This window comes from Lederbergia wuyishanensis, from assembly GCF_022900255.1.
Taxonomy (GTDB): domain Bacteria; phylum Bacillota; class Bacilli; order Bacillales; family Bacillaceae_C; genus Lederbergia; species Lederbergia wuyishanensis.
In genome coordinates this window covers 47,740-62,167 of record NZ_JALIRM010000001.1, presented here as the reverse complement: position 1 = coordinate 62,167, position 14,428 = coordinate 47,740, and the positions used below count along the sequence as shown (strand labels likewise).

General features: G+C 32.8%; 19 protein-coding genes. 8 read left to right on the top strand and 11 right to left on the bottom strand.

The window, feature by feature from the left end; genetic code table 11:
• Positions 1–93: 93 nt before the first annotated feature.
• Positions 94–609: a tryptophan transporter gene (locus MT489_RS00405; protein ID WP_244679531.1), complete on the top strand. Its 516-nt coding sequence runs from the start codon at positions 94–96 to the stop codon at positions 607–609.
• Between the two features lie 37 nt (positions 610–646).
• On the opposite strand, the gene yhzF is transcribed toward MT489_RS00405, so the two are convergent.
• Positions 647–850 (bottom strand): membrane protein YhzF, encoded by a 204-nt coding sequence (gene yhzF, locus MT489_RS00400; RefSeq protein ID WP_244679530.1) that lies wholly within the window; start codon positions 848–850, stop codon positions 647–649.
• A gap of 139 nt (positions 851–989) precedes the next feature.
• Between yhzF and MT489_RS00395 the strand changes: the two genes are divergently transcribed.
• Complete coding sequence (locus tag MT489_RS00395; RefSeq protein WP_244679529.1) at positions 990–1,358, top strand: YtxH domain-containing protein; 369 nt, start codon at positions 990–992, stop codon at positions 1,356–1,358.
• Positions 1,359–1,541: 183 nt separating this feature from the next.
• Positions 1,542–2,111: an HTH-type transcriptional regulator Hpr gene (locus MT489_RS00390; RefSeq protein ID WP_244679528.1), complete on the top strand. Its 570-nt coding sequence runs from the start codon at positions 1,542–1,544 to the stop codon at positions 2,109–2,111.
• Positions 2,112–2,162: 51 nt separating this feature from the next.
• On the opposite strand, the gene MT489_RS00385 is transcribed toward MT489_RS00390, so the two are convergent.
• Positions 2,163–2,492, bottom strand: coding sequence for a DUF1878 family protein (locus MT489_RS00385; protein WP_244679527.1), 330 nt, complete (start codon positions 2,490–2,492; stop codon positions 2,163–2,165).
• Positions 2,493–2,672: 180 nt separating this feature from the next.
• On the opposite strand from MT489_RS00385, the gene MT489_RS00380 reads away from it, so the two are divergent.
• Entirely contained in the window at positions 2,673–3,209 is a 537-nt protein-coding gene (locus MT489_RS00380; protein WP_244679526.1) for a DUF3267 domain-containing protein, read from the top strand.
• 102 nt (positions 3,210–3,311) lie between these two features.
• The gene (locus tag MT489_RS00375) at positions 3,312–3,491 is read left to right on the top strand and encodes a hypothetical protein (protein ID WP_233713264.1); all 180 of its coding nucleotides are present in this window, start codon (positions 3,312–3,314) and stop codon (positions 3,489–3,491) included.
• Between the two features lie 67 nt (positions 3,492–3,558).
• On the opposite strand, the gene MT489_RS00370 is transcribed toward MT489_RS00375, so the two are convergent.
• Together MT489_RS00370 and MT489_RS00365 are read right to left on the bottom strand one after the other, a co-directional pair.
• The gene (locus MT489_RS00370; protein WP_307414758.1) at positions 3,559–3,651 is read right to left on the bottom strand and encodes a YjcZ family sporulation protein; all 93 of its coding nucleotides are present in this window, start codon (positions 3,649–3,651) and stop codon (positions 3,559–3,561) included.
• A gap of 91 nt (positions 3,652–3,742) precedes the next feature.
• Entirely contained in the window at positions 3,743–3,826 is an 84-nt protein-coding gene (locus MT489_RS00365; RefSeq protein WP_244680593.1) for a YjcZ family sporulation protein, read from the bottom strand.
• Between the two features lie 179 nt (positions 3,827–4,005).
• Here MT489_RS00365 and MT489_RS00360 point away from each other — a divergent pair, with 179 nt between their 5' ends.
• Complete coding sequence (locus MT489_RS00360) at positions 4,006–4,923, top strand: peptidylprolyl isomerase (RefSeq protein ID WP_244679525.1); 918 nt, start codon at positions 4,006–4,008, stop codon at positions 4,921–4,923.
• Positions 4,924–5,293: 370 nt separating this feature from the next.
• Here MT489_RS00360 and MT489_RS00355 read toward each other — a convergent pair whose 3' ends face one another.
• The 7 genes from MT489_RS00355 to MT489_RS00325 all read right to left on the bottom strand — a co-directional run bounded on the left by MT489_RS00355 (position 5,294) and on the right by MT489_RS00325 (position 13,720).
• Positions 5,294–5,482, bottom strand: a complete 189-nt coding sequence (locus MT489_RS00355) for a sporulation YhaL family protein (protein ID WP_280518456.1) — start codon at positions 5,480–5,482, stop codon at positions 5,294–5,296.
• An 80-nt stretch (positions 5,483–5,562) separates the two neighbouring features.
• Entirely contained in the window at positions 5,563–6,507 is a 945-nt protein-coding gene (gene yhaM, locus MT489_RS00350; protein WP_244679524.1) for a 3'-5' exoribonuclease YhaM, read from the bottom strand.
• A 72-nt stretch (positions 6,508–6,579) separates the two neighbouring features.
• Positions 6,580–9,531, bottom strand: coding sequence for an ATP-binding protein (locus MT489_RS00345; protein ID WP_244679523.1), 2,952 nt, complete (start codon positions 9,529–9,531; stop codon positions 6,580–6,582).
• A 5-nt stretch (positions 9,532–9,536) separates the two neighbouring features.
• Positions 9,537–10,769 carry a metallophosphoesterase family protein gene (locus MT489_RS00340; RefSeq protein WP_244679522.1) on the bottom strand — a complete coding sequence of 411 codons (1,233 nt, stop codon included), beginning with the start codon at positions 10,767–10,769 and terminating at the stop codon, positions 9,537–9,539.
• Positions 10,770–11,168: 399 nt separating this feature from the next.
• On the bottom strand, positions 11,169–12,035 hold the full coding sequence (locus tag MT489_RS00335; RefSeq protein ID WP_244679521.1) for a Cof-type HAD-IIB family hydrolase: 867 nt from the start codon (positions 12,033–12,035) through the stop codon (positions 11,169–11,171).
• A gap of 157 nt (positions 12,036–12,192) precedes the next feature.
• Entirely contained in the window at positions 12,193–12,546 is a 354-nt protein-coding gene (locus MT489_RS00330) for a YlbF/YmcA family competence regulator (RefSeq protein ID WP_244679520.1), read from the bottom strand.
• Between the two features lie 34 nt (positions 12,547–12,580).
• A complete protein-coding gene (locus MT489_RS00325; protein WP_244679519.1) occupies positions 12,581–13,720 on the bottom strand; it encodes a DUF445 domain-containing protein in 1,140 nt (379 codons plus the stop codon).
• A 140-nt stretch (positions 13,721–13,860) separates the two neighbouring features.
• On the opposite strand from MT489_RS00325, the gene MT489_RS00320 reads away from it, so the two are divergent.
• The gene (locus MT489_RS00320; RefSeq protein ID WP_244679518.1) at positions 13,861–14,079 is read left to right on the top strand and encodes a YheE family protein; all 219 of its coding nucleotides are present in this window, start codon (positions 13,861–13,863) and stop codon (positions 14,077–14,079) included.
• A gap of 90 nt (positions 14,080–14,169) precedes the next feature.
• On the top strand, positions 14,170–14,361 hold the full coding sequence (locus tag MT489_RS00315) for a hypothetical protein (RefSeq protein ID WP_244679517.1): 192 nt from the start codon (positions 14,170–14,172) through the stop codon (positions 14,359–14,361).
• The last annotated feature ends 67 nt before the right edge of the window (positions 14,362–14,428 follow it).

Genomic DNA, 14,428 nt, shown 5'->3' with positions numbered 1-14,428 from the left:
GCTACAATATTCTTAATCTTTCGCTAGCAGCAATAGTGCATGTCTAGGAAAGGATGAGAGAAGAGAATAGATGAGAAGAGGAGAGATTTTTATATGAATACAAGAGTACTCGTTATTCTAGCGTTACTCATGGGTATTGGTACCGTGCTTCACTTTGTTATGCCACCTATAGCAGGTATAAAGCCTGACATGGCATTACCATTAATGTTTTTGGGGATTGTACTATTTCCTGAGAAGAAGAACGTATTATTATTAGGTATAGGTACAGGAATCCTAACTGCATTAACTACTGGATTTCCTATGGGACAAATCCCTAACCTAATAGATAAACCGATTACGGCTTTTGTCTTTTTTGGCTTATACGTTTTAATTGTTAAAAGAATCCCTAATTTTATCGGAGTAACTGTTTTAGCTGCCCTTTGTACCGTTGTATCCGGAGTTGTATTCCTTGGATCTGCAGCAATCCTATTTGAATTACCAGGACCGTTTTTAGTTTTATTTGGATCTGGAGTCGTTCCTGCAATGATTATTAATGCAATTATATTGTTCATTCTTTATCCAATTGCAAGCTCTATTCTTAAAAGATCCAATATAGCTAACGCAGCATAAATAAAAATTATGAACCTGGATCATCATCCAGGTTTTTTCATTTAGCAAAAATAATCATTAATATACCGATAAAAAGAAAAATTAAACTAGCTCCACCTAATGACCCAATTCGGTTTTTTAATATTCTTTTAGGTGGATAAATTCCTGGTCTCTTGTAGGCAGTAAAATTATAAAACGTTCCAATTAAAAAAATTATTCCAATCAATATAAAGAGTGTTGAGACTCCTTTCAATGTAATCACCTCTACTCGCCTGTCTTATTCCATCCTATGCGATAAAATGTGTTTACATGAGTTTGCTTGGGTAAAGTTAATTGCAGGAATTTTTATCTTTTTGGAGAAAAGGTTAAACTAATAACAAATATTGGTTGAGGTGATTGTTTTGAACACAAAAGCACTTGCATATGGAATCTTAGTTGGTGGAGTTGTCGGGGCTGCAACAGCTTTATTAACAGCACCTAGCTCAGGAAAAGAATTTCGTAATCAACTGAAAGAATCCAAAGGTGAATGGGTTAGAATTGCTCAAGATTTAAAAGAAGATGCGGTAGATATTAAAAATTCAGTTGCCAAAGTTTCAAAAGAGGGCAAGGAAATCATTAAAGAGCTTGCAGGCGATGTAAAAATGGCTGTAGAAGAATGGCAAAGAGAAATCGAACCAAATATTTCTGCCATGCAAAAAGAAATGCGAGAAATTCAAGATACTATTGCTCAGTTAGAACAAAAATTACAAGAAGAAAAGTCAACCGTTTAAAAAAAGAGGGGGTCGCCAATCACTAATTGGCACCCTCTCAAAATTTTTGTTAATTTACATCTTTATTAATTTATACTTTATTGGCATAATGTTTAAAAGACTTATTTTAGCGCAAGCTTAATTTTTTGATTATTCAACAAATAAAAAGAAGCATCTTAAATAAACGCAGGGCGGGGAAATCGAATGGAAGGAAAACAATATTCACTCATTGAATCAATGCTTTTCAGCCAAAGAATGGCTCAATTAAGCAAAGCACTATGGAAATCCATCGAAAAGGATTGGCAAAATTGGATTAAACCATACAATTTAAATATTAATGAACACCATATCTTGTGGATAGCCTATCATTTGAATGGAGCTTCTATATCTGATGTTGCTAAATTTGGAGTCATGCATGTTTCAACTGCCTTCAATTTCTCCAAAAAGCTGGAAGATCGTGGATTATTAGAGTTTTCGAAAAAAGAAAGTGATAAAAGAAATACTTACATAAAACTAACAAATGAAGGAGAAATTCTGTTATTACAAATAATGGAGGCATATGAGCCGAAAAATAACTCTGTCTACCAAGGTGCTCTGCCTCTTCGAGAGTTGTATGGTAAGTTTCCTGATATTATTGAACTCATGGCAATCATTCGCAATATTTATGGAGAAGATTTCATGGAAATTTTCGAGAAATCATTTCACAATATTGAAACAAAATTTATTGAAGAAGATGGAAAGATGATAAAAAATAGTATGAAAACAGTTGTCTAACTTAAATGCATGTTCATTTTTCTGAATTTTCCCTTTTCACAACACATCTATCTATAAATTTTTCTCTAATATTTTCATAAGATCAATGAAAATATTTTGTTTTAAACAAGCATGAATGACTTCTGCTGGATTCAATTTAGGATTAAGTTTTCTAACAAATTCATTGAAAAGCGGTGCATAAAAAACAAATTTGTCCGCTTTTTGCAATTCCATATCTTTGCTCATATCTTCACATAAATTATAGAATTCCCTTACTTCCTGCTCATCAAGATTTTTCTCAATAATTAGCCTTTCGAATTCATGTCCTTCAGTACGAATCATTTCAAGCAACAATTTTTGGTGAAATTCAAGTCGTTCCAATTTTGCCAGTACTTTATCCATTGACTTAACCTCCTTAAAAAATGTAATTAATCTATCAGTGTATTCGCTGTTTATTCTTATAATCCTTCAATAGATTTAAATAAAATAAAATGTAAATTACCTATTGCTATTCTGGATATTTCATCGTAAAGTATGTAGTTGATACTGCTTGAATGTCAAATAATTTGGAGGTAATCATTCATGCATTGTTGGAAATCCCATAATGTAAATAAAAAATACGAATTCTCTCGTCTTTTTATAATATCAAGTTTTATAACATTGCTTGTTTTTGTATTTGCTTATGTCTTAATGCAATCAATCACAGTAGATCCATTAAAAGATAATCATTTTATACTATTTGCGGTCATATTTTTTCTACTGTATCCTTTGCATAAGATTTGCCACGTTATTCCATTACTCAAATATTATAAACATTTGAAGTTGGAAATGGAGTTTTATTTTTATATTTTGCCAATTATTCATGTTACGATTAGAAACCTAACTTCAAAGAGAAGGTTTGCAACTTCGTTATTTTTTCCTTTTATTGTTATTAATATTATTTTAGTACTAGCTATGTTCATGTTCCCTAATTATGTTCATTATTTAACCATTTTGCTTGCTTATCATGTTGGTATTTGTTCTATTGACATGATATACGCAAAATCATTACTATCGTCTCCTAAAGGCGCGATGATTGAAGAAAACGAAGATGGTTACGAAATATTAATTAGAGAATAAAATGATGTTTTAAATCCTAAACATCTCAAAATCTTAATCTATCTTTTTTCAACCGAATTTGCTATCCTTTTAATATATGGGAGATGAAAGGAAGGATGACGATTGATCTCCATTTTTATTGTATTTGCTATTTTCATATTATACATTTTCAATAATTTAACCAATTCCCTTTGTATTCAACGAGAAATACCAGAAGAACGCCAACCTAAAGTATTTCGCACGATTAACATTTTAATAACCATTTTATTGTTTTCTTCATATATTGAAATTTTATACACATAAAAAGGCAGATCCTCTTTGGAATCCGCCTTTTTATGTTTTATGGCCATTTAAGCCTAATGCACTCATTTTAATAAAACCATGATGCACCTACGATAATTAAAAGGATGAACAACACCACGATTAAAGCAAAGCCAGCTCCGTAACCTACTCCTCCGCTCACTATTTACACCTCCTCCAGATCGTTCTGTTTATCCTATTCAAAACTTTTGTAAGGTGTCAGGATATTAGCCCATATATTTCAGATTTTTAATTTATATATAAGCTGTTCCTACTATGATTAACAATATGAAAAGGACTACAACGAATGCAAAACCAGAGTAATTACCAAATCCCATATTGATACCTCCTTTACTCTTTCGCTATAGCATATGCCCTCCACATATGTCTTGGTTGAATCAAAAGCCTAATTTTATGAGAAAACTCCTTAAAAGAGTTTTTTTTATTCAATGTTTTATGATATAGTATGTTTTGTGGCTTTCAACAATAATTGACATAAATACAGGGAGTGTCTTAAATGAAAAAATGGGTATTATCCCTTACTTTAGCTGCAGGTGTCGTTGGTCTTACTGCATGCGGTGGTAACGGCGGAGAAGCAGTTGTAAAATCAAAAGCGGGAGACATTACAAAAGACGAGCTATATGAAGCTATGAAAGACAAAGTTGGCGAACAAGTATTACAACAACTTGTATTGGACAAGGTCCTCTCAAAAGAATATAAAGTTACTGACGAAGATGTGAATAAAAAATTAGAAGAAATAAAAGCAGGAGTTGGCCCTCAGTTTTCAATGCTTCTTGCTCAAAATGGCTTTAAAGACGAAGATGAATTCCGTGAAGTTTTAAGACTTAATCTTCTTCAAGAAAAATCAGCTACAAAAGATATTAAAGTAACAGAAAAAGAAGTGAAAGATTTTTACGATAATGAAAAACCAGATAGAGAAGTACGCCATATTATCGTACAAGATGAAAAAACAATAAAGGATATTAAAGCTAAATTAGATAAAGGTGAAGACTTTGCAGCACTTGCAAAGGAATATTCTGAAGACGGAACAGCTGAAAAAGGCGGAGATCTCGGCTTTATCGCATATGATGATCCAAGCATGGACCAAGATTTTAAAGACGAAGCCTTTAAGTTGAAGAAGGATGAAATTAGTGCCCCTTTACAAACCCAATTTGGTTGGCATTTAATTCAAGTAACTGATATTAAGGAAAAAGAACCATTCGACAAAGTTAAAGATAAATATGAGAATGATCTTAAAGCATCAAAGGTTGATGCTAACCTAGTTCAGAATGCAATGAAAGATGAACTGAAAAAAGCTGATATTAAAGTTGAAGACAAAGATTTAAAAACTACATTTGATACTTTCCTTAACTACGAAGAACCAAAAGCAGAAGAACAAACTGAAGACAACACAAAAGATACAGAGAAAAAATAAAAAAGCTGCGATTTTGCAGCTTTTTTTTTTGCTCATTTTGGTTCATTTGTGAAATATATTGAGTTTTTATTTAGTTTTTAGTTTAAGTCGTAGTCACGGCTGAAATAAAGTAATATTCAAGGTTTCTGATTCTTATGATGTCAATTGAAAAGAAAATAGGATTTTGTCATAATTCCAATGAAATTGAAACCGAATCTAGACTAATTTACGTTTTTTTAAACCATTGTGTAGATTGAATACCAATAAAGAGTAATTTCAGTCTGTTCAGACTTATTGATTAGGCTACGAGACAAGTATCTTTACAAAAAAATACTGAATTCTGATTAAGTCAGATTCAATAAATAATTGGATATTTAGCAAACGATATCACTTACTCTTCAGAAACGCTAACTCTCCCTCTCCGTTCTTTTTCCTGTTCCATTCTGTCAATGTATACTTGTCCCTCTTTCTCAATCCATTCTGTTTCAATCTCCTTATCCTCTTTTGCTGTTTTAAGGGCCATAAAAGCGCTAGAGAAGATTCCTAATATCACAAGGTATACCCATATTGGCAAAGACAAAATAATCGCTCCTTTCTGGTGCTTGTCCACTTGTTACACTATATGAATAACAAATAAAAAAAATGCCTTCATTGAAGGCATTAAGAATGAAATGTTGGTTTGTAAAACGCTCGGTTATCCAATGGAAATATTTTTTCCGAAAATTCTCCTGGTTTTACTCGTATTAACGCGCGATCAAGCATATTCATTTTGGCATCAAGATTATCGATTAAATGTAAAATTTCCGCTTCTTTAATCATCGGCTGTTTCGGACTACCCCATTCAAGTTTTCCATGATGACTTAGAACGACATGTTGCAATACAACTACTTCTTCACCTTGGATACCTAGTTCTTCTGCGGCTTTGCCAATTTCATTCACGATGATTGTAATATGACCAAGTAAATTTCCTTCCACTGTATAGGAAGCTGAAACAGGTCCTGATAATTCAATTACCTTTCCAAGGTCATGAAGAATAATACCAGAATACAGAAGATCTCGGTCTAATGATGGGTATAGCTCTGATATTGCCTTTGCCAAATCCAGCATTGACACTACATGGAATCCTAAACCAGATACAAATTCATGATGATTTTTTGTAGCTGCTGGATACTCTAAAAATCCATCCATATATTTTTTTAGTAAGTGTCTAGTAATGCGTTGAATATTAGGATTTTTCATTTCAAATATATATTGCGTCACTTTACTTGAAATTTCATCTTTGCTGATAGGTGCTTTCTCTAATAAGTCCGATAGCCTGACACCATCATGTTGGGTTGCTGGTCTTATTTGTCTTATTTTCAGCTGTAACCTTCCACGGTAATTATGTACCTCACCTGCTACTCTTACAATGGTTTCTGGCTGATACATTTTCACTTCATCATCGGACGTATCCCAGAGTTTCGCTTCTATATCACCAGAACGATCTTGAAGGATAACAGTTAGAAAAGGTTTACCATTGCTTGCAATTCCCTTAGTAACACTTTTAATAAGTAAAAACAAATCCACTTGTTCGCCTACATCATGTTGCAAAAGTTCTTTTGCCATAAAAACACCCCGATTCTCCAATCAATACTATAAAAATTATAACATATCAGTTAGGTAAAGTTCTTTATTACTTTACAGTTTAATAGTTTGCTTTAGCATTTTAACATGTTGTTCAGAAAAATAATCTCTAATATGCTCGTGGCATGTAAATAATAACACTTGTGTTTTTGTACTTATAGTTTCAATTAGTTCAAGTACTTTTTCTGTTCGACGTTTATCGAAATTGACAAACCCATCATCGATAATAATCGGCAAAGGATAATCCTCATAAAGCACCTGTACTAATGCTAATCTCAATGATGTATATAATTGTTCACTTGTTCCTTGACTAAGCTCCGCAGGTGTAAAACGTTGCCCATCAGAGCGCTCAATAACAATATTCTGATCCTCTAAAAAATGAATACGGGTATACTCACTATTAGTTAAAAAAGTCATATATTCTTGAGCTTTTGATACAACTTTTGGAAATCTCTCTCCAATATATTTGTCCATTGTTTTTTGTAATATGGTTTTAGCCATTGTATATTTAGCCCAGACTCTTGCCTCTTCATTAAATGTTGATTTAAGGAAATAAAACTGATGAAGCTTATCCGAATAGGTTCCACCCTCTTCTAGAACTTGTATTTCATGACTGAGAGCAGCTAACTCATTTCTAAGTTTATTCAGGATTGAAGATTTTTCGTTAATGAAATTCGTTAATTCGATTTTTCTTTTTTTAAGCTCCATATCTGTTTGAAACACTTTTGCTTCTTCTACTATTCCCTTTCCTATTTGAGCGTGGAGAATTTCAAGACGCTCCTTCAGGTTTTCAAAATCATTGTATTGTTTCGCATTTTGTCGAAATTCTTCTTCGTTATTGGTTTGTGTGAGCTTGTACAATTGATTTTTTAAAGAAACATATTCTTGTAATTCTAATTTCAATTGTTCTTTTTCTTCACGAAGCTCATCTAGTTTATTAAGCAAATCTTTTCGTACTAACTTTTTTTCACGTTCGCTTTGCAATAATTGTTTTAATTGAAAGATCACTTCACGCGTTTCCATATATTCAATACGCGCAGAATGTGAAATTTCATGTAGTTCCTCAACCCATTGCTCCTGTTTCCGTAATTTTAACTCTAGCTCTTCCTCAACTTTTTTAGTTTCTTTTATTAATTTAAGAAGTTCTAACATCAAATCAAACGCTTGTTCAAGACGAGTATCATTTAATTTAATGGATAACCCTAAATCTTCTTTAATTTTATCAAGATGTGATTGATTTCTCTGAAGAACTGCTATTATTTCACTTTTCTGATTGTGTAGTTGCTCCATCTGTTGTAGTTTTTGGTCCAATTGATGATCAATATTTTTTAAGTCGATTCGATACTTTAATTGCTCATCGTAAAGTTGAGCAGGGTCTCTATCCTCAGTACTTGCAGTCATTAATGCTGAAATAGCTTGGAGACGTTCTTGCAGCATGTTTATGTTAGACATCGAGGATTTTCTTCGATTTATTAAAATACTCAAGTTTGTAAAAGTATATACAAGAACACCACCAGCAAAAGCAGCAAATAACCACTCAGATTTAACAAATGCCCATACAATAAATCCAATAGCTCCCAGTAAATATAGGTAATTATAAAATAGTGCTTTATTCGTATATTTACTTTCATTTTCATTCTTTTTTACTGTTTTTTCAATTTCATTCTTTTCCTCAATTAAATGCTTTGGATTTTTCCAATTTATTTTTTCTTTTTCCAATTCCTTTAATTGTTGTTCGGGCAGGATATTAAGTTCTATTTTTTCACAAATAGCTTCTAATTCTTGGATATTGGTTTGTGTATCCTCTATTTGTTTTTGTACTGAATCAAGCTTTGTCTTTATTGTGATCTTTTCATTGAGACAATCTTTTATTTTACCTTTCATATCTATACCAAGATTTAATGTTAAAATAGTTGTAAACGGTTCGTTTTCATAATTTAATTCTCTACATACTTTTTCAACTTGGTCTTTATAACTCATTACTTCCCTTTTTAAACTAATAATTTCTAACTCGAGCTGCTCATAAATGGGCCATTCCATTAGCGCTTTTTCAGCTCTAAAAATCATTGATTGAAAAGATGCTAATGGAGTATTTTCCTCGATTCGTTTTTCATTATTTTCTATTTTTTCCTGTAACGTTTTTAATCGGCTAGTAATTTCTATAATTTTTTCATTAATATTTTCATACCGCTTCAAACCATCAGTCGGAAAATTGTTCGTACCGATTTTTTCCATACTCAGTTCAGTAAGGTTAAGTTCTTGTATTTTTTCCCACTTTTCTATTATTTCATTTATTTTTTGGAGTTTACCAGTTATTTCCAATAATTCATTTTGAAGTACATTTACACGCTCTACTGTAGCTTCTTTTTTTATGATCAACGAACTGTATTCAGCATTTTTTTGCTTTGCCTTTTGTAAATCTTTTTCACTATCCCGCAATAAAGAAATCATTTCGTTTAGTCTCGGTTTTCTCCCATTAGGCTTAAAAAGTTGGTCAAGCTCTTTTTGAAATGATTGCTCTACATTTAACAAAATGTCCGTTCCCATTGTACCCGAAGCGACTAAATAACGGTTAATCTCTTCACTTTTTAATTTTTGTACTTCTTGAATGCCTTGAAGATTAAACGAAAAAATATTTTCGTACAAAGTACGATTCATGCCACCGAGCAATTCGAAAAGAGGATCTTCCCCACCAGTCATTCCATTCTTCAAAATAACAGTGACATTTCCAGCCGATTTTCCTTTCACTCGTTCAATAATGACCTCTCCACGTTCTTCGGATTCAATTGTAACTCTACCGCCATATGCAGAATGGTTTTTTGGTTCATATCGCAAATTGGGTTGTTGCCTGGAGGAGAAACCAAATAGGATGCTATGGATAAAAGACATAATAGTCGATTTACCAGCTTCATTTTCACCGAAAATTATTTGTATATCAGAGAAATCTTCTATGTAAAAATCAATGAATTTTCCATAACCATAAATGTGAAGACTTTTAATTTTCATTTTTTTTACCTCCCTTCCCGTGCAATACTCGAGACAATCAATTCCTTAGCTTCCTCATATAGTCCTTTTTTCTCCTCTTCCTCGAGTTTTATTAAATATCTTCTTCCATATATATGTGAAAACAAACTTGATACGATCTCCTCAAACGTATCCTCCTGCTCCATTTCCTCAACCGTAGCATTAAGATTCTTAAAAAAGGAATCTTGATGATCGCTAATTACTGTTACACACTTATGTAATGCATATGGCCAAACAAATAATTCGTGAAAATCAATTCCATCTTGAAGCATCTCTAAAAAATCTCCGTTATCTAGTACTGAAGTAATTTCATTTGATAACCGTCCTTGAAAATGCAAATTTAACTCCATCATGATCGATTTTTGATTGGATTCCATGCTAGATTCCATTTCTTCCTTACATTTGTTATACAGTTCGGTAAGTGTAATATTTTCATCGCAATAAATGTTCACTGTTTCCCATAGAATAGCAGCAGTTTCTATAAATGAAAGATTTCCTAATCCACTTTTTGAAAGGGAAACATGATAACAACCTTTAGTCCCTTGTTCATTCTTATGCCTACCTTGAATATTTCCCGGGTAAACGAGAAATGGATTTTCATGTAAAACTTGCCGCGTATGTATATGGCCTAACGCCCAATAATCCATATCTTTTTTTAACAATTCTTGAATTGTGAATGGAGCATAGGGTTGATGTAAAGAAGTCCCACCTTCACAATGCCCGTGAAGTAGGCCGATATGAAAATCTGCACTGCCTAATTTTTGATATTCTAATACTTTCCTGTCAACAATATGACGTTCCCCATAACTGAATCCATATAAGTGTACTTTATCACCACGTTTTGATATGAAAGACATCATTTCAATATCTTTACCGAAGACAAAAACATTTTCCGGCATATTTAAAGTTGCCCAGTTCCCTTGTAAATGATCATGATTTCCGTGCAAAACAAAAGCATTTATGCCTTTTTCTTTTAACCGCTCCATCTGCTTTCGTAATCTCGCTTGCGCTTTAATGCTTCGATCTTCACCATCAAACAAGTCCCCAACAATTACGATAAAGTCAACTCCATCATCAATAGCCGCGTCAATTACCTTTTCAAATGCGTTAAAAGTGCTTTCTTGAATTAAGTTAAAAAGCTCTTTAGGCAAATGTTTTAAGCCTATAAAAGGACTATCTAAATGTAAATCTGCAGTATGGATAAAACGAATTCCGTCCATTGAAAGCCCTCCAATTATCGAATGTACGTTCCTATTATTATACAACAATGGACTGGGATATGAAAGGACAAGCATATGAATAATAACGTAAGGCGCCCGCCTTCTGTGTATAAGGATCAAAAGACTGTTACTTGACCTCGAGACGATTGTCTCTACGCAAGAAGGGCACTTTTTTCTTAAAAGCTCTTTTCATAAATGTTGCGGTTATTTTATTAAAATTTTTATAGTAAGAGATTGATCGAACTTAAAATATGTTGAGAACATTAATGCTAACTTCATATGAACTAACTTATAAACTTCTTTACGAAAACACTCTTCTTAAAAGTGATCTACAAAGTTACATTCAATACATTATTGTTAAAAATAAAAAAGCCCTCACAAAGGAGCGCTTCAAAAATATTATTTTAACACATTAATTTTTTTCAAAAATTCTAGTTTGTATTGTTTGCGGAAGTGTTCTTTTACCATATAAGCAACACCGTTGTCATTATTGGTTCTCGTGTTCCAATCGGCCACGGATCGGACTACTGCTGGAGCATTCCCCATCGCAACGCCAAGTCCTGCCCATTGCACTAAAGGTAGATCGTCGAGACCGGCACCAATTGCTACAACCTCTTCCCTTCTTATGAAATGCTGGTCACATAAAAACTTGACACCATTTAGTTTTGAAACTCCAGCAGCAACAATATCGATTTTATTGTAATCTGTTTCAATACATACAACTTCATCATACATTTCCTCAATCGCTTTTTTCGCATCTGATAGATGGTCGGGTTTGTCAAAAATAACTTCTATATTAGGCGGTGAGATTGGGCTTTCAAGGAGTTTTTCACTAAGTTCATCCACATATTGCTCCGAATAAGAAAAACGGTTCGCACGTTGAAACACTACTTTAGCGAGTATATTATCTGGAAGCTTCACTTTGTTTCCCATTGAAAATTGTTCATGAACAAGTTTAATTTGACATGAAAAGGATTCTAAAAATAAAATTATTTCCCTCGTAAGTTTCTCGTTTATTCTATTAACATAAACAGGCTTGGTTAATTCCTTAGCTATATAACCACCTTGATGCGCAACAATATGGTTATCAATTTTTAATGACTTCGCTACCCTTTTTGCCGTTGGAAAATTGTAGGATGTGGCCAATATCACTTTAATATCTTTCGATTGAGCAAACTCAATTGCTTCACGGGTCATTTTATTTATGCGGCCATTATCCTGTAATAATGTACCGTCAATATTCAAAACAAGCATTTTATAAACCATGATGTCCCCCCTCATCGTGCGGAATATAACAATTCTTTCTAATATTTATGTAAAATGTCTATAGGATAGAACACATCGGTTATAAAAAGGAAAGCCGCCTTCTTTAGAAAAGCGGCTTCCAGATTGAATTGCTCAATTTTATTCTAGATCAGATTTCTTATCTGTTAATAAAACCATACAACTCATCAAGTGGTTTCATAATAATTTTGTTTAATTCATTAATGGATGTACTCATTCTTTGTTCAGCTTCCATTAATCTCGTAACTTTTTCGTTTGATTGGACACGATTGGCAATTTCTTGTGCCTCCATTACTTCAGTCTCAGTAATATCGAGCCCTTCCATTTGTTTTTGCTGAAGCTTCATCTGAACATTTCGAAAAGCATCGAACATCGACTTTGCAATTTGATCATTTTCAACAGCAGCGTACATTTGCTTTAAATAAATAAACTCATTACTTTTTCTTAAAGCATGCTCAAGTTCATAGGCGTAATCATATAAATTTGTAGCCATTAGGGAATTACCTCCTTTCTGCCATATTATCATATTACGAAGTTAATAAAACGATAATACCTTGAATTAGGCCAATTGCTCCACCAAGAAGTGCTCCTAAGTATGTGATCATAACTAATTCTTTTTTGGCAATTGAAATGACAAGTTCCTCAAGACGAGGCAGAGAAAACGATTCGATTTGTTCACGAATAATAGCTTCCACTTGAAATCTTTCTATAATTTCCCCGGACCTCTGGGCAATATAAATTCCTGCTGATTCCAATATACGTGGTACAAACTTTTCTTCAAGCTTATCTTTTAAAGGTGATAGAATTTCCGATATATCATTCTTAAAAAACTTTTCCAACTGCACTGTATTCTTTACAAACCTTTTTATATAAATTAACATTTCCTCGTCTTCTAATTTGTTCAACATTTCTCCTAACGGATTATTTTGTATTTTATTCCACTCCGACTCTATAACGTTTACTAACATTGATTTAGTTCCAGGATTATTTAAAAATTTTATGATTTCTGGTTGAGCTTTTTCAGCTAATGAATCATTTCCAATAAACATTTGAATCATATTCCAAAGTCTTCCACGATCCTTAAAAAAATCTTCTATCATTGTTCTGACTTTGTCTTTTCCTTCGGAGCTTGAAAAATATTCAATTGTTTTTTGAAGGATTCGATCTGCAGCATCAGGAATTTTACTATGAATATTTTCTTTTAAATCATTTGGTAAAATGTCTTGAATTGTTTTTCTCCAAATTTCTCCTTTCATTTCTGTATATTTATTTTCAAGTTTTTTATCTATATAGTCATTTATTTTTCCACTTGGATTTTCGATATGAATTTGTTCTAATAACTGTTCCAACGTCATTCCTTTTTCTAAAAAACTTCTAATCTTTCCTGAAAACCAAGTTTCCATATCATGCTTAAATTTATCTTCAGACAGTTTTTTTTGAATGCTCTCCGGTGTGACTAGATGCCCTACTACTAATTTCCCAATTTGAGCAGCAAGTTCATTTTGCCGTTTAGGAATCAAACCTGGAGTAAAAGGCAGTTGCCATTTTCCGATATAAAAAGTTTTATATGGACGAAATAACATTCGAATCGCTATAAAGTTAGTAAAACCACCAATAACAGCACCAACTAATACCATAAATAAAATTAACCACAATCCATTCGGCATCTAAATATCCTCTCCTCGGTTGTTGCAAAGTAAATTAACAAAACATATTATAGCTTTTACGATTTCAATGTACAAAAGGATTCTCATTATCTAGTAAGTTAAACAGAATTTTATGTTACAATAAAAATGAGGTGAAATATATGCTTCAACATTTCCAGCTTCGACCGCTATATGACGAAACAAAGCTTCCTGGATGGAATTTTTCCTTTTATTTTCATCAACAAAAATATACAGGGATCTATCATCCAAATGGAAACATTGAATGGAAATCTATATCGCCTGATGAGCATCATCTATTAGCATTGGAAAAACAAATACATGACCTAATGATTTTTCATATTTATGACAATCAGCGCTGACAAAATCTATATTACACATATTTACCAATTATTAAAATGAATGTACCACACATCTTGCCTCCAAACTATTCATAAGGAGGATGATGTAATATGAGTAAAGATAAAAAAGAACATCAATTTTTACCTGATGCACAAAATGAGGGTCGAGATCAACTATATGTTGATGTAGACAGAATGGTTAACGAAGGAATGTCTGGCGGCTCTGTTCATATGCGAGCGGATTACACTAACATAGAGGAAGCCATCGACTTTTTCCCTGAAGATGAACCGAAAGAAATTTAATGGGCTGGCATCATGTCAGCCCTTCTCTTTTCAAAAATATACTTTTTCCAATTATTAGAAAAATTGC